At 64.7% G+C, this 19,939-nt stretch carries 21 protein-coding genes; 11 read left to right on the top strand and 10 right to left on the bottom strand.

Annotation, left to right across the window (positions count from 1 at the left end):
• From AB4Z44_RS18535 to AB4Z44_RS18550, 4 genes are read right to left on the bottom strand one after another with little or no spacing between them, the layout of a single operon-like run.
• Positions 1-795 (bottom strand): sensor histidine kinase, encoded by a 795-nt coding sequence (locus AB4Z44_RS18535; protein WP_404711143.1) that lies wholly within the window; start codon positions 793-795, stop codon positions 1-3.
• Positions 792-1,037 carry a response regulator gene (locus AB4Z44_RS18540; RefSeq protein ID WP_404711144.1) on the bottom strand — a complete coding sequence of 82 codons (246 nt, stop codon included), beginning with the start codon at positions 1,035-1,037 and terminating at the stop codon, positions 792-794. Before AB4Z44_RS18540 ends, AB4Z44_RS18535 begins: the two co-directional genes overlap by 4 nt.
• Positions 1,037-1,483, bottom strand: coding sequence for a response regulator (locus AB4Z44_RS18545; RefSeq protein WP_404711145.1), 447 nt, complete (start codon positions 1,481-1,483; stop codon positions 1,037-1,039). Before AB4Z44_RS18545 ends, AB4Z44_RS18540 begins: the two co-directional genes overlap by 1 nt.
• Positions 1,480-2,991, bottom strand: coding sequence for a CHASE3 domain-containing protein (locus AB4Z44_RS18550; protein WP_404711146.1), 1,512 nt, complete (start codon positions 2,989-2,991; stop codon positions 1,480-1,482). The genes AB4Z44_RS18545 and AB4Z44_RS18550 overlap by 4 nt, the downstream gene beginning before the upstream one ends.
• A gap of 116 nt (positions 2,992-3,107) precedes the next feature.
• Here AB4Z44_RS18550 and ung point away from each other — a divergent pair, with 116 nt between their 5' ends.
• Positions 3,108-3,806: a uracil-DNA glycosylase gene (ung, locus tag AB4Z44_RS18555; RefSeq protein ID WP_404711147.1), complete on the top strand. Its 699-nt coding sequence runs from the start codon at positions 3,108-3,110 to the stop codon at positions 3,804-3,806.
• Here ung and AB4Z44_RS18560 read toward each other — a convergent pair.
• A complete protein-coding gene (locus AB4Z44_RS18560; RefSeq protein ID WP_404711148.1) occupies positions 3,798-4,367 on the bottom strand; it encodes a 2'-5' RNA ligase family protein in 570 nt (189 codons plus the stop codon). The two genes, ung and AB4Z44_RS18560, sit on opposite strands and share 9 nt — an antisense overlap.
• A gap of 96 nt (positions 4,368-4,463) precedes the next feature.
• Between AB4Z44_RS18560 and AB4Z44_RS18565 the strand changes: the two genes are divergently transcribed.
• From AB4Z44_RS18565 to AB4Z44_RS18580, 4 genes are all read left to right on the top strand, one after another.
• On the top strand, positions 4,464-4,913 hold the full coding sequence (locus AB4Z44_RS18565) for a pyridoxamine 5'-phosphate oxidase family protein (RefSeq protein ID WP_404711149.1): 450 nt from the start codon (positions 4,464-4,466) through the stop codon (positions 4,911-4,913).
• Positions 4,914-5,119: 206 nt separating this feature from the next.
• Entirely contained in the window at positions 5,120-6,580 is a 1,461-nt protein-coding gene (locus AB4Z44_RS18570; protein WP_404711150.1) for a S41 family peptidase, read from the top strand.
• Between the two features lie 143 nt (positions 6,581-6,723).
• Positions 6,724-7,479, top strand: coding sequence for a sulfite exporter TauE/SafE family protein (locus AB4Z44_RS18575; RefSeq protein WP_404711151.1), 756 nt, complete (start codon positions 6,724-6,726; stop codon positions 7,477-7,479).
• Positions 7,480-7,589: 110 nt separating this feature from the next.
• Complete coding sequence (locus AB4Z44_RS18580; protein ID WP_404711152.1) at positions 7,590-8,117, top strand: PEPxxWA-CTERM sorting domain-containing protein; 528 nt, start codon at positions 7,590-7,592, stop codon at positions 8,115-8,117.
• Between the two features lie 195 nt (positions 8,118-8,312).
• Here the strand turns inward: AB4Z44_RS18580 and AB4Z44_RS18585 are convergent, their stop codons facing one another.
• From AB4Z44_RS18585 to AB4Z44_RS18595, 3 genes are all read right to left on the bottom strand, one after another.
• Positions 8,313-8,726 (bottom strand): VOC family protein, encoded by a 414-nt coding sequence (locus AB4Z44_RS18585; protein WP_404711153.1) that lies wholly within the window; start codon positions 8,724-8,726, stop codon positions 8,313-8,315.
• Positions 8,727-8,789: 63 nt separating this feature from the next.
• Positions 8,790-9,545: a tetratricopeptide repeat protein gene (locus tag AB4Z44_RS18590; RefSeq protein WP_404711154.1), complete on the bottom strand. Its 756-nt coding sequence runs from the start codon at positions 9,543-9,545 to the stop codon at positions 8,790-8,792.
• Complete coding sequence (locus tag AB4Z44_RS18595; protein ID WP_404711155.1) at positions 9,542-10,276, bottom strand: alpha/beta fold hydrolase; 735 nt, start codon at positions 10,274-10,276, stop codon at positions 9,542-9,544. Before AB4Z44_RS18595 ends, AB4Z44_RS18590 begins: the two co-directional genes overlap by 4 nt.
• Positions 10,277-10,331: 55 nt before the next feature.
• Between AB4Z44_RS18595 and AB4Z44_RS18600 the strand changes: the two genes are divergently transcribed.
• The 6 genes from AB4Z44_RS18600 to AB4Z44_RS18625 all read left to right on the top strand — a co-directional run bounded on the left by AB4Z44_RS18600 (position 10,332) and on the right by AB4Z44_RS18625 (position 17,030).
• Positions 10,332-11,246 carry a sulfite exporter TauE/SafE family protein gene (locus AB4Z44_RS18600; RefSeq protein WP_404711156.1) on the top strand — a complete coding sequence of 305 codons (915 nt, stop codon included), beginning with the start codon at positions 10,332-10,334 and terminating at the stop codon, positions 11,244-11,246.
• Positions 11,243-12,001, top strand: coding sequence for a TIGR02186 family protein (locus tag AB4Z44_RS18605; RefSeq protein WP_404711157.1), 759 nt, complete (start codon positions 11,243-11,245; stop codon positions 11,999-12,001). Before AB4Z44_RS18600 ends, AB4Z44_RS18605 begins: the two co-directional genes overlap by 4 nt.
• Before the next feature lie 35 nt (positions 12,002-12,036).
• The gene (locus tag AB4Z44_RS18610) at positions 12,037-13,653 is read left to right on the top strand and encodes an ATP-binding protein (protein ID WP_404711158.1); all 1,617 of its coding nucleotides are present in this window, start codon (positions 12,037-12,039) and stop codon (positions 13,651-13,653) included.
• Positions 13,654-13,742: 89 nt separating this feature from the next.
• Complete coding sequence (locus AB4Z44_RS18615; RefSeq protein WP_404711159.1) at positions 13,743-15,209, top strand: circularly permuted type 2 ATP-grasp protein; 1,467 nt, start codon at positions 13,743-13,745, stop codon at positions 15,207-15,209.
• A gap of 29 nt (positions 15,210-15,238) precedes the next feature.
• On the top strand, positions 15,239-16,174 hold the full coding sequence (locus tag AB4Z44_RS18620) for an alpha-E domain-containing protein (RefSeq protein WP_404711160.1): 936 nt from the start codon (positions 15,239-15,241) through the stop codon (positions 16,172-16,174).
• A 40-nt stretch (positions 16,175-16,214) separates the two neighbouring features.
• Entirely contained in the window at positions 16,215-17,030 is an 816-nt protein-coding gene (locus tag AB4Z44_RS18625) for a transglutaminase N-terminal domain-containing protein (protein WP_404711161.1), read from the top strand.
• Between the two features lie 28 nt (positions 17,031-17,058).
• On the opposite strand, the gene recQ is transcribed toward AB4Z44_RS18625, so the two are convergent.
• A complete protein-coding gene (gene recQ, locus AB4Z44_RS18630) occupies positions 17,059-18,816 on the bottom strand; it encodes a DNA helicase RecQ (RefSeq protein ID WP_404711162.1) in 1,758 nt (585 codons plus the stop codon).
• Between the two features lie 54 nt (positions 18,817-18,870).
• Entirely contained in the window at positions 18,871-19,794 is a 924-nt protein-coding gene (locus AB4Z44_RS18635) for an SMP-30/gluconolactonase/LRE family protein (protein WP_404711163.1), read from the bottom strand.
• Between the last annotated feature and the right edge of the window lie 145 nt (positions 19,795-19,939).

Raw genomic sequence — 19,939 nt, forward strand, 5'->3', positions numbered from 1 at the left:
TCAGCAGGCGGCGCGCAAGGTGGCGCGGACACCACCATGGGTCGAATCATAAGCGATCGCTGCCCTGAGCGTCGCGGCCATCGCGCCGACCAGTTTGGAGCCGAGCCCGGTGCCTTTGATCGCGCCGTCGGCCGGCATGCCGCAGCCATCATCCTCGACCAGCAGCACGAAATCCTCGCCCTCGCGCGTGAGCGCGACGCGGACCGCACCGGCGCCATCGGCCGGATAGGCATATTTGCAGGCATTCGAAACGAGTTCGTTGACGATCACGCCGACTGCGACCGCCTTGTCGGTGCCCAGCCGCACCGGATCGGCCGCGAAGCTGAGCAGGCGCGGCGCCATGGGGGTCGACCAGGTTTCCTGCAGCTCGCCGACCAGTGCGCTCAGATATTCGGCCATGTCGACCGAATCGACCGAGTCCGATGTGTAGAGCCGGCGATGGACCTGCGCGATCGCACCGATCCGGCGTTGCGTGTCGGCCAGCGCTGCTTTGGCGCCCTCGCTCGCGTTGCGCGCCTGCATATGGACGAAGGCGGAGACGAGCTGGAGGCTGTTGGCGACGCGGTGGTTGACCTCATGCAGCATCGCCTGGAGCCGCTCGTTGCTCTCGCGTAGCTGGGTCTCGGCGCGTTCCTTCTCGGCGCGGAGCGATACCTGCACCAGTGCCTGATCGATCGCGCGGGCGAGCAGATCGAAGAAATCCTCGCCGACCGTCTTCACCACATAGTCGATCGCACCGGCCTTCAGCGCGGCGACGGCGATGCGGCTTTCCTCCGATCCGGTGACATAGATCACCGGCGGGGGGCGGGCAGGGCCATCAATTCCTGGAGCGTCGCGAGCCCGTCCATGCCCGGCATATAATGATCGACCGCGACCAGATCGTAATGCCCGACGGCGGCCTTGGCGACGCCTTCGCCACCGCTGCCCGCACCTTCGACGTCATAACCGCGGCGTTCGAGCGCACGCCGCACCAGCCGGCGCAGACCGTCGTCGTCGTCGATGTAGAGGATCCGCGGGAGCGCGGCGGCCGACGCCATCAATCCTCGGCGACGTCCGGGACCTGGATCACCGACAGGAACAGGCCGAGCTGGCGGATCGCGTCGGCGAAACTTTCATAATTGACCGGCTTGGTGATGTAGACGTTGCAGCCGAGATCGTAGCAGCGCTGGATTTCCAGTTTGTCGTCGGTGGTGGTGAGAACGACCACCGGCGTGCGCCTGAGCGGGCCGCCCTCCGTCTTGATCTTGCTCAGGATGTCGGTCCCGCTCATGTCGGGCAGGTTGAGATCGAGCAGGATCAAGGCCGGCCCATTGTGGGTCGGGCCATCGGCGGCGTTGAACAGATAGTCGAGCGCGCTGGTGCCGTCGGTGAAATGATGGATGTCGTTCGAGATGCCGGCGCGCCGGATATTCTTCTCGATCAGGCGGGCATGGCCTTCATCATCCTCGATCATGATGATGTTGACCGGCTGCTGGTTATTCATGAACTGGCCCCTTGCTCGCCCGCATAAATTCTGGGGAGATTGACCCGGAAGGTCGCTCCCTCACCCAATTGCGATTCAACGTTGATCGTGCCGCCCAGCCGATAGGCCAAAGCGCGGGTATGCGCGAGTCCGATGCCCTCACCCGGCTGATCCTGTACGCCTGATCGCCTGAACAGATCGAAAATGCGATCATGGTCCTTTGGATCAATGCCGCGGCCATTGTCCTTGATCTCGATCACGATGCGCCCGCGCTCGATCCTGCCCTTGATCTCGATCCGCCCAGCGCGGCCGGGCTTCAGATATTTGGTGGCGTTTTCGATGATGTTGGAGAAAATCTGCTCGATCGCCAGCCGGTCGCTGTAAATATCCGGCATCGGCGATCCGACGATGATCTCGATGCCGAGTTCGTCGGCACGATGCTTGAGGGAATTGGCGATGCCCTGCAACACATCACGCAGGTCGAGCTGTTCGGACGTGATCGGGCGGCGGCCTTCACGCGACAGGCGCAGGATGGCATTGATCAGCCGATCCATTTTCTGGGTCGAGGTGCGGATGAAGCCGATTGCCTCGGGCAGATCGAGCCTTGCGGCATCGGCCCATTCGCGCTCCATCTTGTCGGGTACGACCTCCTCGACCTTGTCGACCAGGCGGGCGAGCGATTTGGCCGCCGTCTCGAGCTCGGCGGTGAAGCCCATGACATTGACGAGCGGCGCGCGCAGATCGTGGCTGACGATATAGGCGAAACGCTGAATCTCTTCGTTTGCACGCTGCAGATCGGCGGTTCGTTCGCGCACGGCGCCCTCGAGATTGGCGTTGAGATCGCGCAGCGCATCACGGGACGTGGTGAGATCGCGGGTGTAACGCAGGATCAGCCACATCGATGCGCTGCCGACGACCAGCAGGATGATGCCTGCGACACCGATGGTGACATAGAAAATGTGCAGGCTTCTGGCCTGATCGCTATCGCGCTCGGCGAGTAGACGGTTCTCCTCGGCGGTCATCGCTGCGGCGGCCTCGCGCACGGATCGCATGACCTGCATCGGGATGGTGTCGCGAAACGCTTCGCGCGCGGCCTCGGCATTGCCCGACCGCATCAGCTGAACCGATTGCTCCATCATCGCGATATCGCTGCGGGTGCGTTGCATCAGGATGGCGACATTGGCTTGCTGCTGCGGATTGTCGCGCGTCAGATATTTGATCCGCGCCAGCGACGGCATCAGTTCCCGGCTCGATTCCACATAGGTACGCAAGGCATTGGGTGCGCCCGACAGCAAATAGCCGCGCCGCCCTGTTTCGGCGCGTTCGACCATGACCGTGAAGTTCGAAAGTTCGTGCTCGACCTTGTAGGTGTGGCCCGCCCACCGGACCCAGATCTGATTTTCGCGGACCGACTCCAGGGCCGATATTCCGGCTGACAGCAACGCGAGGAAGCCGAGCGCGATCGCGCCGACGACGAGCCGGTTGAACCAGCGATCCGAGACGGTCAGGCTCTTCAGCGAAAAACGCATGGCGTCGCCGATAGTTGGATCGGGTCGGGATGCAAGTGCCGATGCGCCCGTGCCAAGCGCCGCCGTTGACAGCGGGCCGCTTTGCACGACATTCGTTGCGTGCCGAGGGAGCGTGCATGGCCGAAGTAAAGCTGCATTCAAGCTGGCGCGACAAGCTCAGCGGGGAATTCAAAAGTCCTTACATGGAGGCGCTCGGCACGTTCCTGCGTGGCGAGAAAGCGGCGGGGAAGGCCATCTTCCCGAAGGGCTCCGAATGGTTCCGCGCGCTCGACCTGACACCGCTCGAAAATGTCCGTGTCGTGATCCTCGGTCAGGATCCCTATCATGGGCCGGGGCAGGCGCATGGCCTCTGCTTCTCGGTCCGCCCCGGCGTCCGTCCCCCGCCGAGCCTGGTCAATATCTACAAGGAACTCGAAAGCGATCTCGGCATCCCCCCCGCGCGACATGGATTCCTCGAACATTGGGCCGAACAGGGCGTGCTGCTGCTCAATTCGGTGCTGACGGTACAGAGCGGGATGGCGGCATCGCATCAGGGGCGCGGGTGGGAGCGTTTCACCGATGCGGTCATCCGTCTCGTCAATGCGCAGAGCCGTCCGGTCGTCTTCATGCTATGGGGCAGCTACGCCCAGAAGAAAGCCGCGTTCGTCGATTCGATCGATCGGGGTGGGCGCCACCTCGTTCTGAAATCGGTCCATCCCTCACCGCTCTCGGCCTATGGCGGCTTCTTCGGCTGCCGCCACTTCAGCAGGGCCAACGCCTTCCTCAAGGAGCACGGCCAGAAGCCGATCGACTGGGCATTGCCGGCGCTAGAATAGCGACAAGGATTGCTGGCGCTGCACCAGCGGCCAGTGCCCGAGCACATTGTGGCGCGTCGCACCGACCACCGAGTGGATCAGAACGAACTCCTCCGCCCGCCATTCGGTCGGCGCGACCGGGCGGATGAACGGCTGGCCCGCCCAGTAGAGCAAGGTCATATGGGGATTGAACGTCCATTCGGCGCGCGTGATTCCCCAATAGTCGGTCAGTTTCCCGAGCTGCCGCTGGAGATCGGCCAGTTCGCGCGGTTGCCCGGTTGGGCGCAGCGCGACCGACTTCATGCTCCCCGACAGGCGATCGAGCCGCACCGGCACGGGTTCCCCCTGGATCGTTTCCCCGATCGCCATCATCCGATCGACCAGCGCATCGTCGAGCCGGCGATAATCGTTGGTGATCGTTAGCGTCATGTGCAGCCGGTCGTTGCTGACGGGCGTATGCACCTCCGCCATCTGATCGCGCACGAGCCCGATCAGCCGTCCCTCGCGGACCGGCGGTTTGAGGGCGAAAAACAGGCGGTGAAGCACGTCCACGATGACCTCCGACTCGAACAATGTTCTCATTATGTTCTCGTGTTGAGGACGAGTCGAGCCTGTGGGAAAGATGTGGCGGCGCGATGCGTTGCATCGTCGTACCTGTATCCCACGCGGAGTTTTGCCATGGCCAAGACGCTTTCCGAGCTCGCCGAAAAGATGCGCGACATCGATTTTGCGATGCTCTCGACCCATACGCAAGGGGGGGCGATCGGCGCACGGCCGATGAGCAACAATCGCGAGGTCGATTATGATGGCGACAGCTATTATTTCACCTGGGATCGCGCCCGCATGGTGGCCGATATCGAGGCCGATCCGCAGGTTTCGCTCTCCTTCCTGGGCAAGGCCGGGCTGTTCGGCATGCGTCCATTTTTCGTCGCGGTGGAAGGCAAAGCCGAGATCATCCGCGATACGGCCGCTTTCGCCCAGCATTGGACGAAGGAACTCGATCGCTGGTTCGATCAAGGCCCCGATACGCCGGGCGTCGCGATGATCCGCGTTCGCGCCGACCGCATCCATTATTGGGATGGCGAAGACGAAGGCGAGTTGACCGGCGCTACCCTGACCGCTGCCTGATCTCCTTCGCCTTGATTGGCCCGATGCCGTTAAGCCTGCCGGGCCGATCAAGGAAGTAAGAGTGGAAACGTTCCGCGTCGCGGATCGCGGGCCAAGAGGGCGTACTTGTCTCAACCGCGGTGGAAAGAAGGAATCCTACCGCTCCGGATGCGTTTCCCCCTATTATTTGCCTGACAGGCCTGCGGCCCGCCGATAAGTTCGCGCCAATGGGACTGACGAGCTTGAGACAGCGGCCATGGGCAGGGGCTATTCTTGGCCTGCTCGCCTTGCTGTCGGGATGCGGCGGCGGCGGCGGCGGATCGGGCAGCAGCAGCAGCGCGTCCAGCGGCGGCGCATCGGGTGGCGGCACCACCACCACGCCTGCAACCTGTTCGCTGCTGGATCGCCAGAATTGGGCGCTGGCGCAGCTTCAGGAATGGTATCTCTTCCCCGATACCTTGCCTTCGAACCCCAATCCGTCAGCCTACACCACGGTCGAGGATTATATCGACTCGCTCACCGCTACCGCGCGGGCGCAGGGGCATGATCGCTATTTCACCTATCTGACCTCGATCTCGGGCGAGGATGCTTATTACAATTCTGGATCGAGCGCGGGTTTCGGCTTCCGCATCGCGACCGACGCGGCGGCGCGTACCGCGGTCGTGACCGAATTGTTCGAAGGCGCGCCTGCGCTTGCCGCCGGGATCGATCGCGGCACGCAGATCATCGCGATCGGCACCAGCACCTCCGACCTGCGCCAGGTGAGCGACATCATCGCGAGTTCGGGCACGGCCGGCGTCACCGATGCTCTCGGCCCCTCGACCGCGGGGACGACCCGGCTGCTGCGCGTGAGCGACAGCGCCGGCACGCGCAACGTCTCGGTCACCAAGAGCGATTATTCGCTGACCCCGGTCTCGTCGCGCTATGGCGCCAAGATCATCTCCGACGGCGGGATCAAGGTCGGCTACGTCAACCTGCGGACCTTCATCAGCACCGCCGATCCTGCGCTGCGGTCGGCCTTCCTCCAGTTCCAGGCGGCGGGAGTCACGCAGGTGATCGTCGATCTGCGCTACAATGGTGGCGGTCTGATCTCGATAGCCGAGACGTTCGCGCGGCTGCTGGGCGGCAATCGCGCGACCACCGACGTGATCGAGAAGCTGACCTACCGCCCCGAAAAATCGTCGAACAACACCACGGCCTATTTCGCGGCCCAGCCCGAATCGATCTCGGCGATGAAGATCGCCTTCATCGGCACCGGCGGCACCGCCTCGGCGAGCGAACTGGTCGCCAATGCGTTCGTGCCGTTCCTTCATGCCAATGCCGGGCTGATCGGCACCAACACCTATGGCAAGCCGGTCGGCCAGATCGCGATCGATCGATCGGCGTGTGACGATCGTTTCCGCATCATCGCTTTTGCTGTCCAGAATGCCGCCGGATCGGCGAATTATTATACTGGCCTCGCCAGCGTGTTCGAGGCGAGCTGCCAGGCGGCCGACGACGTGAACCATCCGATGGGCGATCCGGCTGAAGCCTCGACCCGCGCCGCGCTCGATTTCATCGAAGGCAAGGCTTGCACGAAGATCGCAACGGATCAGCAGACGACCTTGTCGGCCAGTGCCGGCCACCGCCTGCTCCTGACCCCGACCCGCCCGGATACCGCCCAGCGCGAGGTGCCGGGGCTGTTTTGACCTGATACGTCATGCCAGCGAAGGCTGGCATCTCCGCGTCGGGGCGCTTGCTTGCCTCCTGAGAGATGCCAGCCTTCGCAGGCATGACGATATGGCCCGTGGGGTTCCAGTAGCGTAACGATGCCGGTAATCCGCATCGCCTCATGACGCTCCTCACCAATATTCATTTCCTGATCGTCGCCATTCTCGCGGTGATCCTCGTCGGGCTTGCCAAGGGCGGGCTGTCGGGACTCGGCGCTCTCGGCACGCCGCTCATCGCGCTCGTGATTCCGCCGGTGCCGGCAGCGGCGATCCTGCTGCCGATCCTGATCAGCCAGGACGTGGTCAGCATCTGGTCGTTCCGCAAATCATGGGACGGCTGGGTCATCGGCTGGATGCTGCCCGGCGCGGTCGTCGGCATCCTGATCGGCTGGTGGTTCGCGGCAATGCTGCGCGAAGATGCGGTAATGGCCGCGCTCGGGGCGATCACGCTCGGCTTCGGCCTGTATCGGCTGTGGATAGAGCGCGGCGGCCGGGTGGTGGCGCCGTCGCAATCGCCCGGCTGGGTCGGCACGTTGTTCGGTGTCGGCCTGGGCTTCGCCAGCGAGATCGCGCATGCCGGCGGTCCGCCCTTCCAGATGTGGGTGGCGCCGCGCAAGCTGCCCCATGCCACCTTCGTCGGCACCGGTGCGATCCTGTTCGGGATCGTCAACTGGGCCAAGGTGCCGGCCTATATCGCGCTCGGCGCATTCACGCGGGAGACCTTGATCGTCTCGGCGGCCTTGCTTCCGCTGGCGACGGCAAGCACGCTGGCAGGCGTGTGGGTGATCCGTCGCATCAGCGGGCGCGCGTTCTACACCATCGCTTACGTCTTGATGGTAGGGCTCGGCAGCCATTTGCTGTGGCAGGCAATGCATTGATCTGCCGCGATTACCTGTCCGGTCAAACCCCAGTCGCGCCTCTGAAGTATTAATATACATTAACCTCAAAATGAGGTAGATTGGCAGCCGCTAATTCGGGGGAATGGAAGATGGGTAAGCCCTTTCATGTAGCATTGATTGCCGCAACGGCGCTGGTGTCCACCGCTGCGAGGGCCGATGTGCATTGGTATGTCAGTGGCACGTTCGATGACGGTGCCACGATCACCGGCACGTTCGACATCAACCAATATGGCTATATCGCAAACCCCAATCTGACGACCGCCGACGGTATCTTCACCGGCATGAATTATACACCGGCAACCACCAGCACGGGCAACACGGCGACGTCGCTGACCTTCGATTTCAACGCTTATCGGGATGAGATGCAGCTGTACTTTGCCAGCGATCTGAATGTCGGTACGGTTAGCAATGCGTTGCTGACCACCTCGAAGGAGTGCCGCGGCAACTATTGCGGATCGGGCGGCCTCACCCGTCATATCATCTCGGGCTTCGCATCCATCAACCCGATCTCGGGTATACCAGAGCCGACCACCTGGGTCCTGATGATCGCGGGCTTCGGCCTGACCGGAGCGGCGATGCGTCGTACGAAGGTCCGTGCGGTCAGCTACGCCGCCTGAGCTGGGAGGCCCCTCAGGGCCTTCCCATTTCGCCGCGATCATGCACGTCGGTGGAATGACGGTAGCCAGCATTTGTCCGGCTCGGGCAGAAACCTGTCCTCAGCCAGTGCGAAGCGAAGCTTGCCCATCGAGAAAGCCAGCGTCTGGTCATCATCGCGCGTGACGAGCGCGACATGAGCAAGCGATTGGGTTGGCCTACCACGACCCCACATTGGGCATCGACGCCCACGGCTCGGCCGGCTCGAGATGGCCGTCCTGGAGCAGCTCGATCGAGATATTGTCGGGCGTGCGGATGAACGCCATGTGGCCGTCGCGCGGCGGGCGATTGATCGTGACGCCGGCATCCATCAGCCGCTGGCAGGTCTCGTAGATATTGTCGACGCGGTAGGCGAGGTGGCCGAAATTGCGGCCGCCGTCATAGCCCTTCTCATCCCAATTGTGGGTCAGCTCGACCTGCGCATCCTCGTCGCCCGGTGCTGCCATGAAGATCAGGCTGAAGCGGCCTTTCTCGCTATCCATCTGCCGCACCTTCTTGAGGCCGAGCAGTTCGAAGAAGGCGATGGTGGCGTCCGGATCGGACACGCGGATCATGGTGTGAAGATATTTCATGGCGGGCATCTCCGGCAACGGCGTTCGCACCCTTAAGCGCGCGCCGGCGAAATCGGGAAGAGGCTATTTTGCGGGCGGATCGCTCGACGCCGGCATCTGCGCCAGTGCGGCGGCGGCCGCCTTGCCCTCGGGCTCGCCGGGCGCGAGTTGCGCTGCCCGGGTCCAGGCACTGCGCGCCGCCTCCATCTGACCGCTCGCAGCGGCGATATTACCTTGCTCCAGCGCCACCGCGGGATCGGTGGGCGCAGCCCTGACGGCAGTCGCGATATCCTTCGTCGCACGCGGCAGATCATTCTGGCGGCGAGCCAGCGTCGCCGAGAGCAGCCAGCCGAACGGATCCTGAGCAACCAGCGCCAACCCTTTGTCGAGATCGATGCGGGCTTGCGGCAGATCGTTCAACGCCACGTCGGTGCGCGCCCGATCGAGCCAGATCTCGCCCTTCATCACCGGCGCCAAGGTGGGCAGCACCAGGGCGTGATCGAAATAGCCGCGCGCCTTGGCGGCATCGTCGGCGGCAAGCGCGGCGTTGCCGGCTTGGCTCCACAGATCGGCGGCGCGCCCATCCTGCTGCAATTCGGCTTCCTGTGCGGCTTGTTCGAATGTCAGTACCGCGGGCGCCCAGCGCTCGGCGGCGACGAAGGCAAGCCCCAGGCAATGGCGCGAAGGGACGTTGTTGCTGCGCTTGGCCCATTCGTCGGCCTGCTCGATCGCGGCCGCGGGATCCTTCTTGGCCAGCGCAACGCAAGCCTTGAAGCGCGCGCCATCGCCCTGGATCTGGGCGAGCGGGAGGGCGGCGGCGAGCAGGACGAGCGGAATCATAGGCTCTCGATCAATGCGGCGACCGTCGTTTTCAGCAGGGCCAGGTCCTGCGGGCGCGACAGGCGATGGTCGCCCTCCTTGATCAATATGGTCTGCACATCGGCTGAACGCAGCGCGCGGCCGAGCCGGAACGCGATCGATGGTGGTACGGTCGTATCATCGAGCCCATGCAGCAGGCGCACGGGGCAATCGATCGCGATCATCCCGTCGAGCAACAGATTTGCCTGTCCGCTTCTCCAGAAGGCATGGGTGAAGATCTGGACGCTGTCATCATAAGCCAATTCCTGCGCGATCAGCCCATCGGCTTCGATCTGGGCGCGCACATCGTCGTCGAAACCCCACTCGGTAAAATCGGGCGCGGCCGCGATGCCGACCAGGCCGATAACACGCTCCGGCCGTTCGATTGCAATCAGCAGCATGAGCCAGCCGCCCATCGACGAGCCGACCAGCAGCAAGGGGCCTTCGGTCAGCGTGTCGATCAGGTCGAGTGCGTCGTCGCGCCAATCGTCGAGCGCGGCTTCGGCAAACACGCCCTCGCTCTCGCCGCAGCCGCGATAGTCGAGGCGCAGCATCGCCCGGCCGGTCGCTTCCGCCCAGGCATCGAGCGCGAGCGCCTTGCCGCCGGTCATGTCCGCTCCATAGCCGGGCAGGAACACGATCGTCGGGCCGCGGCCGGCGCGGACATTGTAGGCAAGGCGCGGCAGACCCGGGCGGATGAGAAATTCAGTCATGGTCGCGCCATACACCGGGGATGACGGGCTTGGCGAACCCCTCTAACCATGCGCCATGCACCTTTACCTTCCGATTGCCGGTCTGTCGGTCAATATCCTGGTGATCGTGCTGCTGGGCGTCGGGGTCGGCGTTCTTTCGGGCATGTTCGGGGTCGGCGGCGGCTTCCTGATCACGCCGATGCTGATCTTCTATGGCGTGCCGCCCGCCGTCGCGGTCGCCTCCTCGGCGACGCAGATTACCGGCGCCAGCGTCTCGGGGCTGCTCGCGCATACGCGCCGCAAGGGTGTCGATTTCCGCATGGGCTGGGTGCTGGTGGCGGGCGGCGCGATGGGGTCGCTCGCCGGCGGCGGGGTGTTTCGCGTGCTCCAGCAGAGCGGGCAGATCGATACCGTGGTCGGCATCCTCTACGTTGCCTTGCTCGGCTGGATCGGGATCACGATGGCGAGCGAATCGGTCACGACGCTGGTCGCGCAGAAGCGTGGCACCGCGCCCGCCGTCTCGCCGAAGAAGCATCGCAAATTGATCGCGGCGCTGCCGTTCCGCTGGCGGTTCTATGGTGCGGGTCTCTATATTTCGCCACTCGCACCCTTCATTCTCGGTTTCGTCTCGGGGCTGCTGACCGTGCTGATGGGCGTGTCCGGCGGGTTCATCCTCGTGCCGGTGATGATCTATCTGTTCGGTGTCTCGACCCGCGTGGTGGTCGGTACCTCGCTCTTCCAGGGTTTGTTCGTCACCGCGACCACCACGCTCGTCCACGCGCTCACAACGCATGCGGTCGATCTGGTGCTGGCGGCCCTGCTGCTGGTCGGATCGGTGACCGGCGCGCAGATCGGATCGAATTTGGTGCAAAAGGTACGCCCCGAGGTGGCGCGCATGATCCTCGCGGTGATCGTGCTGTTCGTCGCAATCCGCATGGCGCTGGGCCTCACCTGGCAGCCCGATGCGATCTATACGGTACAGACGCTGTGAGGCAGCTGGCTCTGCTGGCGGTGGTGCCGTTGCTCCTCGGCGCGGCCGAGCCCCGGCTCGTCCCGGATGTCTCCGATACGCGAATCGACATCGCCTACAGTTTCACCGGGGCGCAATTGCTGTTGTTCGGTGCGATTCTCTACCCCGCCGGCACCCGGCCCTCGCCCGATACCGAGATTGCGGTGGTGGTGAAGGGGCCGTCCGAAGCGCTGCTGGTGCGCGAAAAGGCCAAGGTTGCCGGCATATGGGTCAATCATGCGAGCGAGCGCTTTCGGTCGGTGCCGAGCTTCTACGCGGTCGCCACTTCGCGCCCGCTCGATACGGTCGTGTCGCCGCGCACCGCTGCCATCTACGAGCTCGGCATCAACGATTTGCTCCTGTCGCCCGCCAACGGCGCCGGCGCGGACGAGCAAGCGCGCTTCGAGACGGGACTGATCGATCTCAAGCGTCGTAACGGCCTCTATGCCGAACATATCGGCGCGGTCTCGATCCGCGAGGGCGTGCTGTATCGGGCCGCGCTGCCGATCCCGGCGCGCGTGCCGGTCGGCAATTACACCGCCGAGACCTTCCTGATCCGAAACGGCCGCGTCATCGCCGCCGCCAGCCGCGATATTGCGATCGGCAAATCGGGGTTCGAACGCTTCGTCGCCGGTGCGGCCGAGGCGCAACCCCTGCTCTACGGGCTGGTCGCGATCGGGCTGTCGCTGCTGCTCGGCTGGATCGCCGCCATCGCCTTCCGTCGTCGCGCACGCTGAAGGAGTCTTAACGGCTGGCGGATTAACGTGCGGATATGACCGCGCATACCATCACGTTGGCCGCCGCCAGCACCGAAGTTCCTGAAATCGGCCGCATCATCGCGATCGCCGGGTCCGCAGCCGAGATAACGCTCGACGCACGGCTGTTGTCGCTCGCTGCGGCACACGGCTGGGTCGAGCCCGGAGCGATCGGCAGCCATCTCAAGCTCCGCATCGGCGACCGCTGGATCGTGGCGCAGTTGCGCACCTTGCGGCTGGCCGATGCCGACAGCGATCTGCTGCTGGGCACGATCGATTTCATCGGGGAGGGCCGGGATCGCGACGGCATGCTGGTGGCCTTCCAGCGGGGCGTTACCCGGCTGCCGATGCCGGGCTGTCCGCTGCTGCCGCTGAACGAACGCGATCTGGCGCAGGTCTATGCCACCGACAGCCGCCCGCACATCACGATCGGGACGGTCGAGCAGACCGCGGGGATCCGCGCGGCGCTTTACGTCGATCCCTTGCTCAGTCGCCACTTCGCGATCGTGGGCTCGACCGGCACCGGCAAATCGAGCAGCACTGCGCTCATTCTTCACCGGATCTGCGATGCTGCGCCAGCGGGACATATCCTCATGATCGATCCGCACGGGGAATATGCCGCCTCGTTCAGCGATCGCGGTGCGGTGTTCGATGTCGGCAATCTCGCTTTGCCGTATTGGCTGATGAACTCGGCTGAGCATGCGGAAATCCTGGTGACCGCGAGCGGCCCCGAAGGGCAGGTGGATCGCGACATCCTTGGTAAATGCCTGCTCGCGGCGCGCGCGCGCAATCGTGCCGCAGAGGGCCTGACCCGGCTGACCGTCGACAGCCCAATTCCCTATATTCTCTCCGATCTGGGCAGCATCCTTGCCCAGGAGATGGGCAAGCTCGACAAAGGCGGGGTCGGCGCCGCACCTTACATGCGGCTCAAGGCGCGGCTGGACGAAATCAAGGCCGATCCGCGCTATGCGTTCATGTTCTCAGGCATGCTCGTCGCCGACAGCATGGCGGATACGCTGGCACGGCTGCTGCGCCTGCCGGGCGAGGGCAAGCCGATCGCGATCATCGATCTATCCGGCGTTCCATCCGAAATCACCTCGGTGGTCGTGGCGCTGCTCGGCCGTTTGATCTTCGATCACGCAATCTGGTCGCGCGGCAGCGATCGGCGCCCCGTTCTTCTGGTGTGCGAGGAGGCGCATCGCTACGTCCCGGCCGAGGGATGGGCGCCCGCGCGGGCGGTTCTGGAGCGCATCGCCAAGGAGGGCCGCAAATATGGCGTGGCGCTCGGGCTGATCAGTCAGCGCCCGTCCGATCTGGCCGAAGGCGTCCTCTCCCAGTGCGGCACGATCGTCGCGATGCGGCTCAATAACGAGCATGATCAGCGGAAGGTACGCGCCGCCGTGCCAGAGGGTGCGCGCGGGCTGATCGATGCGATCCCCGCCTTGCGCAACCGCGAGGCGGTGGTGGTGGGCGAGGCGGTCGCGATCCCGATCCGGCTCGCGTTCGACGATCTCGAACCCGAGCGCCTTCCCGCGTCGCACGATCCGTCCTTCGCCGGCGAATGGCAGCATTCCCTGGCCGATCGCGCGACCCTGGATCGCACGATCAAGCGCTGGCGAACACAAGCGCGCTAAACCGCGCGACGATGGTTAAAACACGCTCTTGTGCAGCGCGGAATAAAATGCACTGTATCCTTCAGCGCTCTCGCGCGTTCAGGAGGCAAATGACGGACAGGGCGGCGTTTGACGAAATCTGGGGGAGCGGCGGCGGGCGAACAGGCCGGCCGGGGCTGACCGAATTGGCAAGCTGGATCGAGGACACGCCTCTTTCCGAACTGGACCGCCGGCAGAAATCGGCCGAGGCCGCTTTCCGCCAGCTCGGCATCACGTTCGCCGTTTATGGTGAAGAGGAATTGGCCGAGCGCATCATTCCCTTCGACATCGTGCCGCGCATCTTCACGGCACCCGAGTGGGCTCGATTGTCCGAAGGGCTGGTCCAGCGGGTCGAGGCGATCAACGCCTTCCTCAACGATATTTACGGCGCGCAGAAAATCATTGCCGACGGCGTCGTGCCGCCCGAGCTGATCCTCGCCAACCCGCAATTCCGCGGCTTCCTCCATGGGGTGAGGCCGCCTCATGGCGTCTTCGCGCATATCTGCGGTATCGATCTCGTGCGCACCGGGCCCGACGATTTCTTCGTGCTGGAGGATAATGCCCGTACCCCCTCGGGCGTCTCCTATATGCTCGAGAATCGTGAGGCGATGCTGCGGCTCTGCCCCGAAATCTTCCATCGCTTCAGCGTTTGCCCGGTCGATCGATACCCCGATCAGCTGCGCGATACGCTGCGATCAGTCGCGCCGCGCAACGCCACCGAGCCGGTCTGCGTGCTGCTGACCCCCGGCCATTTCAACTCGGCTTTCTACGAGCACAGCTTCCTCGCCAATTCGATGGGGATCGAACTGGTCGAGCCGGCCGATCTCGAGGTCGACGACGATATCGTCTGGATGCGCACGATCGACGGTCGCGTGCGGGTCGATGTGATCTACCGGCGGATCGACGACGACTATATCGATCCGCTCGTCTTCAAGCCGGAATCCCTGCTCGGCGTGCCGGGGCTGATCGCGGCCTATCGCGCGGGCAATGTCGCGCTGGTCAACGCACCCGGTACGGGGATCGCCGACGACAAGGCGGTCTACTCCTACATGCCCGAGATCGTTCGTTATTATTCGGGCGGTGAGGCGAAGCTTCCCAACGTGGAGACCTATCGCTGCCGCGAGCCGCAGGCACTGGCCTACACGCTCGAGAATCTCGAGCACCTCGTGGTGAAGCTGGTCGATGGATCGGGCGGCTACGGCATGCTCGTCGGTCCGACCGCAACCAAAGCCCAGATCGAACAGTTCCGCGCCGCTCTGAAGGCGGAGCCGCAGCGCTACATCGCCCAGCCGACGTTGGCCCTGTCGACGGTGCCGACCTTGACCGAGAGCGGCGTGGCACCGCGGCATGTCGATTTCCGGCCATTCGTGCTGACCGGGTCGGACGGCGTCAATATCGTGCCCGGCGGGCTGACGCGCGTCGCGCTGAAGGAAGGATCGCTGGTGGTGAATTCCAGCCAGGGTGGCGGCACGAAGGACAGCCTGATCCTGTCGGATACAGGAGGATCGTTCCAAAGCCAGTTTCAGAGGCAGGGATGATGAGCAAGCTCCGAGGAGAATTTTAGGGCATGCTCTCGCGCACCGCTTCGTCGCTCTACTGGATCGGCCGTTACGTCGAACGGGCCGAATTCACCTCGCGCCTGATCGAGGCGACGCTCCGCCTCGACGCCCTCTCCGCGCGGCCTGCCGGCCAGGCGGCATGGGAAAGCGCCCTGCTCGTCACCGCCGCCGATGCCGGTTTCGCCGCGACCGGCCTGCCCAACGAACCACAGGCCGTGTCGGGCTACCTCACGCTATCCCCTGAAAATCCCAGCTCCATCCGCTCCTGTCTCGACGCCGCGCGTTCCAACGCCAAATCGGTCCGCACCGCGCTTACCCGCGACGCGTGGGAGACGATCAATCGCGCTTGGCTCGGTCTTCGCGGGCTTGCCACGACCGGGGGCTATGAGGAGACGTTGCGCCTGATCGATATGATCCGCGCCGAGACGCGCGGCTTCGAAGGCGCGCTCCACCGCATGTTGCGCAACGAGGCTTATGCCTTCATCGGGCTGGGCGCCGCGATCGAGCGCGCTGACAACACGGCGCGGCTGATCGACGTCAAATATCACCTGCTCCTGCCCGAGGGCGAGAAGGTCGGCGGCGTGATCGATCGCGATCAGTGGACGACGATCCTCCACACCGTTTCAGCCAACACCGCCTATCGCTGGCTCTACCGCAACGGGCTCAAGCCGTGGCAAGTGACCGAGATGCTGGTGCTGCGCCCCGAAATGCCGCGCAGTCTGGCGGGCGCGACCGACGAGATCGTCAGCCATTTGGCCTTCATCGGCCGGCGCCTCGGCCGCCAGGGTGAGGCCGATCGGATGGCACGCCGCCGCCAGGCGACGCTCAGCCGTACCGCGATCGATTCGATCTTCGGCCAGGGGCTGCACGAATATCTCGAGGGCTTCGTCGTCGAGAATGCGCAGCTCGATCGCGCCATCGCGCAGCAATTCCGTTTCGGGTGACGGTTCTCAGCCGCGGCGGATATCGCTAAAGGCAGTGGCGATGCGCCTCTACGTCCAGCACCGCACCGAATATTTCTACACCGAACCGCAGCGACGGCTGGTCCAGTTGCTGCGGTTGACCCCGGGCAATCATCTTGGCCAGAGCGTGATCAGCTGGTCGATCGAGGTCGATCATGATGCCCGGCTCAAATCCGCGCGCGATGGCTACGGCAATGATATCACGATGCTTTATGTCGATGGGCCGATCGACCGGATCGCGATCACGGTCTCGGGCGAGGTTCTGACCGAGGATCGCGCCGGGATGATCGGCGCCACGCCCGAGCCGCTCCCGCCCCTTTATTTCCTCCAGCCGACCGCGCTGACCACGCCCGATGCCGCTATCCGGGACTTCGTCGATTCGTTTGGCCTCGGTACCGATCGTCTGCCGGGTGCGCATGTGCTGGCGGAGGCGGTGCATGACAGATTGGTGCTGATCGATCCCGATCCCGCGCTGGATCGGCGTGCCGCTGCCTGCTTCGCCGAGGGCAGGGCCGATGCGCAGGGTGCGGCCCATTTGCTGATCGCGGCCGCGCGGTATGCCGGTTATCCCGCACGCTACGTCGCGGGGCATATCTACCGGCCCTACGAGAAGGATGCGCACGCCGCGCATGGCTGGGTCGAGATGTTCGTCGAGGGTTATGGCTGGATCGGCTTCGACGCCTTCGAGGGCCGCTGCCCGACCGAAAGTTATGTCCGCGTGGCTGTCGGGCTCGATCATCGCGAGGCGGCGCCGATCTCGGGCGCGCGGATCGGCGGGGGCGGCGAGGCGCTGGCGGTCGATGTGCGTGTCGAACCCGAGCCCGCGCCGCAGAATTAACCTTCGCTCGGCACCAACGGGTTTCGGCTCATACTCCCCGCAGCACCTCCAGAAACGCTGCCCCATAAGCCTCGAGCTTGCGCGCCCCGACGCCGTTGATCTCGCCCAGCGCCCGCAGATTTCCGGGCTTCACCGCCGCCATTTCGCGCAACGTCGCGTCGTGGAAGATCACGTACGGCGGCACGCCCTGCGTCTTGGCGAGATCGCGACGGAGCGCCCGCAACGCCTCGAACATCGGATCGTTCGGGCCATCCGCACCGCCATCGCGCCGCCGACGCTCGCGTCGCGGCGGCAATACCACCGAAACCGCCTCCTCGCCCTTCAGGATCGGCCGCGCGGCCGGTCCAAACGACAGGCCGCCATAATCGTCGGCACGCAGCGCATCGCGCGCCAGCAAGGCGCGGGCGACTGGCTTGATCAGTTTCAGCTCCTCCTCATTGGCGATGCCGAACACCGAGAGGTTGTTGTGGCCGAAGCTGATGACCTTGTCCGAATCCTTGCCCGCCAGCACGTCGGTCAGATGGGTGATGCCGAAGCGCATCTCGGTGCGGAACGCGGCCGAGAGCAGTTTGCGCGCCACCTCGGTGGCGTCGATCGCGGTCGGCGGCGTCAGGCAATTGTCGCAATTGCCGCAGCGCTCGGGCGGGCTTTCGCCGAAATGGCGCAGCAGGATCGCGCGGCGGCAGCCTGATGCCTCCACGAAGCCGGCAAGCGCATTGAGCCGCTGGCGCTCGCTCGACCGGCGGCTTTCATCGACCTCCAATTCGATCCGCTGGCGGGCGCGTGCGAAATCCTGCGCGCCCCAGAAAAGCTGGGCCACCGCCGGATCGCCGTCGCGCCCCGCGCGGCCGGTCTCCTGATAATAGCCCTCGATCGATTTGGGGATGCCGGCATGCGCCACGAACCGTACGTCGGGCTTGTCGATGCCCATGCCGAACGCGACGGTGGCCACCATCACCATGTCTTCGGACCGGACGAACGCCCGCGCATTGGCCTGTCGCACCGATAAATCGAGCCCGGCATGATAAGCGCGCGTCGGCCGGCCGGCCGAGGCGAGGGCCGAGGCCAGTTTCTCGGTCTCGACCCGGCTCTGCGCATAGATGATGCCCGGCCCCGGCGTCTCGGCGATGAAGCCGGCAAGCTGCTTGGCAAGCCCGTCGCGCGGCGACACCGCATAGCGGATGTTGGGCCGATCGAAGCCCGCCAGGATCAGCCCCTCTTCGGGGATGTCGAGCTGGGTCAGGATATCGGCGCGGGTGTGGCGATCGGCGGTGGCGGTCAGCGCCAGTCTGGGTACTTCCCGATGCTCGTCGAGGAGGCTGCGCAGCAGGCGGTAATCGGGGCGGAAATCATGCCCCCATTCGGATACGCAATGCGCCTCGTCGATCGCGATTAGTGCCAGCTCGGTCCGGTCGAGCAGGCGGCGGAACCCCTCCATGTTCGCCCGCTCGGGCGCCACATAGAGCAGATCGAGGTCCCCATCGCGCAGCCGCCGGATCGTCTCGTCGCGATTGTCGTCGGCTGAGGTGAGGGCGGCGGCGCGGATGCCGGCCGCCTCGGCCGATCGTACCTGATCATGCATCAGGGCGATCAGCGGCGAGATGACGAGGCCGGTTCCGGGCCGACACAGAGCCGGGATCTGGTAGGTCAGCGACTTGCCTGCGCCGGTCGGCATGACTGCCAGCGTATTCTGCCCAGCCATGACGCGCGCGATCACCTCGGCCTGGCGGCCGCGGAATTCATGATAGCCGAAGGTGGTGTGCAGCGCGTCGAGCGGGGTGGGCATGCGCCATCCTTAGGGGGTCCCCCGTCATCAGGGAAACCCCGTTCGTCCCGGCTCTCAGGGAAAGGCCAGCCTCAGCCCCGGTCGCTGCCACCGGGTCGATAGCAACCGCCCACTGCTCGAACAGGTGATATAGGCCGTCATCATATCCTCACCGCCGAACGCGATGTTGGTCGTCACCGGATCGCCCGTCTCGACGAATTCGACCGCCTCGCCTTCGGGCGAGATCACGCTGATCCCGCCGACACCCAAGGTGCCGACGCAGATATTGCCGCCCGCCTCGACCGCGAGGCTGTCGAAATATTTGGAGCCAGCGGGCCGGTGGAGGAAGCGCCCCGGAAAGCTCGGCGATCCGCCGTCCGCAACCTTACCCGGCGCCATCACCTCGAACGCATGCAGCGTGCAGGTGAAGGTTTCGGCGACGTACAGGGTCTTGCCGTCGGGCGAGAGGCCGATCCCGTTGGGCCCGCGCATCGGGTGGATCACCTCCTCGATGAAGCTGCCGTCGGCTTTCGCATAGAAGATGCCGGTGATGTCCTCGTCGCGGCGACGGATCTTGCCGAAATCGGTGAACCAGAAGCCGCCATGCGCATCGAACACGATATCGTTCGGTCCACGCAGCTGGACGTCGCCGGCATGGGTGTAGAGCGTCTCGACCGCGCCGGTGGCGGGATCGACCCTCTGGATCGAACCGCCCACATAATCGGGCGCGGACTCGAACGGCATCAGCACGCCATCGCCCTCGATCCAGTCGAAGCCGCCATTGTTGCACAGGTAAAGCATGCCATCGGGGCCGAGCGCGAGACCGTTGGGGCCGCCCAGGTTCGCGGCGATCACCGTCTTTGCGCCCGTCCTGGGATCGATCCGCGTCACCCGCCCGGCATTGATCTCGACCACGATGATCTGCCCGTCGGGCATCACCACGGGCCCCTCCGGAAAACGCAGGCCCGACGTGACCTCGGCCAAGACATGTCCGCCCATGCATCCTCCGACGATTAGTTTGCTATCGATTGCGCCGGGGTCGCATCGTCGTCCATCGCTCTCCGATGGGCGGCGCGCCGGTCGCAGATTTGTTTTATCGTAACTGCGATGTAACGGTGCGCTTGTGGACGTCATACACGTCTCA

It is taken from the genome of Sphingomonas sp. MMS24-J13 (assembly GCF_044905095.1).
Taxonomy (GTDB): domain Bacteria; phylum Pseudomonadota; class Alphaproteobacteria; order Sphingomonadales; family Sphingomonadaceae; genus Sphingomonas_I.

Coding starts and splice junctions, on each gene's coding strand:
- AB4Z44_RS18610 (WP_404711158.1), top strand. CDS start 12,037: ATGACCGCGCATACCATCACGTTGGCCGCCGCCAGCACCGAAGTTCCT.
- recQ (WP_404711162.1), bottom strand. CDS start 18,816: ATGCCCACCCCGCTCGACGCGCTGCACACCACCTTCGGCTATCATGAA.
- AB4Z44_RS18625 (WP_404711161.1), top strand. CDS start 16,215: ATGCGCCTCTACGTCCAGCACCGCACCGAATATTTCTACACCGAACCG.
- AB4Z44_RS18585 (WP_404711153.1), bottom strand. CDS start 8,726: ATGAAATATCTTCACACCATGATCCGCGTGTCCGATCCGGACGCCACC.
- AB4Z44_RS18635 (WP_404711163.1), bottom strand. CDS start 19,794: ATGGGCGGACATGTCTTGGCCGAGGTCACGTCGGGCCTGCGTTTTCCG.
- AB4Z44_RS18615 (WP_404711159.1), top strand. CDS start 13,743: ATGACGGACAGGGCGGCGTTTGACGAAATCTGGGGGAGCGGCGGCGGG.
- ung (WP_404711147.1), top strand. CDS start 3,108: ATGGCCGAAGTAAAGCTGCATTCAAGCTGGCGCGACAAGCTCAGCGGG.
- AB4Z44_RS18580 (WP_404711152.1), top strand. CDS start 7,590: ATGGGTAAGCCCTTTCATGTAGCATTGATTGCCGCAACGGCGCTGGTG.
- AB4Z44_RS18575 (WP_404711151.1), top strand. CDS start 6,724: ATGACGCTCCTCACCAATATTCATTTCCTGATCGTCGCCATTCTCGCG.
- AB4Z44_RS18595 (WP_404711155.1), bottom strand. CDS start 10,276: ATGACTGAATTTCTCATCCGCCCGGGTCTGCCGCGCCTTGCCTACAAT.
- AB4Z44_RS18590 (WP_404711154.1), bottom strand. CDS start 9,545: ATGATTCCGCTCGTCCTGCTCGCCGCCGCCCTCCCGCTCGCCCAGATC.
- AB4Z44_RS18540 (WP_404711144.1), bottom strand. CDS start 1,037: ATGGCGTCGGCCGCCGCGCTCCCGCGGATCCTCTACATCGACGACGAC.
- AB4Z44_RS18570 (WP_404711150.1), top strand. CDS start 5,120: ATGGGACTGACGAGCTTGAGACAGCGGCCATGGGCAGGGGCTATTCTT.
- AB4Z44_RS18600 (WP_404711156.1), top strand. CDS start 10,332: ATGCACCTTTACCTTCCGATTGCCGGTCTGTCGGTCAATATCCTGGTG.
- AB4Z44_RS18550 (WP_404711146.1), bottom strand. CDS start 2,991: ATGCGTTTTTCGCTGAAGAGCCTGACCGTCTCGGATCGCTGGTTCAAC.
- AB4Z44_RS18620 (WP_404711160.1), top strand. CDS start 15,239: ATGCTCTCGCGCACCGCTTCGTCGCTCTACTGGATCGGCCGTTACGTC.
- AB4Z44_RS18545 (WP_404711145.1), bottom strand. CDS start 1,483: ATGAATAACCAGCAGCCGGTCAACATCATCATGATCGAGGATGATGAA.
- AB4Z44_RS18565 (WP_404711149.1), top strand. CDS start 4,464: ATGGCCAAGACGCTTTCCGAGCTCGCCGAAAAGATGCGCGACATCGAT.
- AB4Z44_RS18560 (WP_404711148.1), bottom strand. CDS start 4,367: ATGAGAACATTGTTCGAGTCGGAGGTCATCGTGGACGTGCTTCACCGC.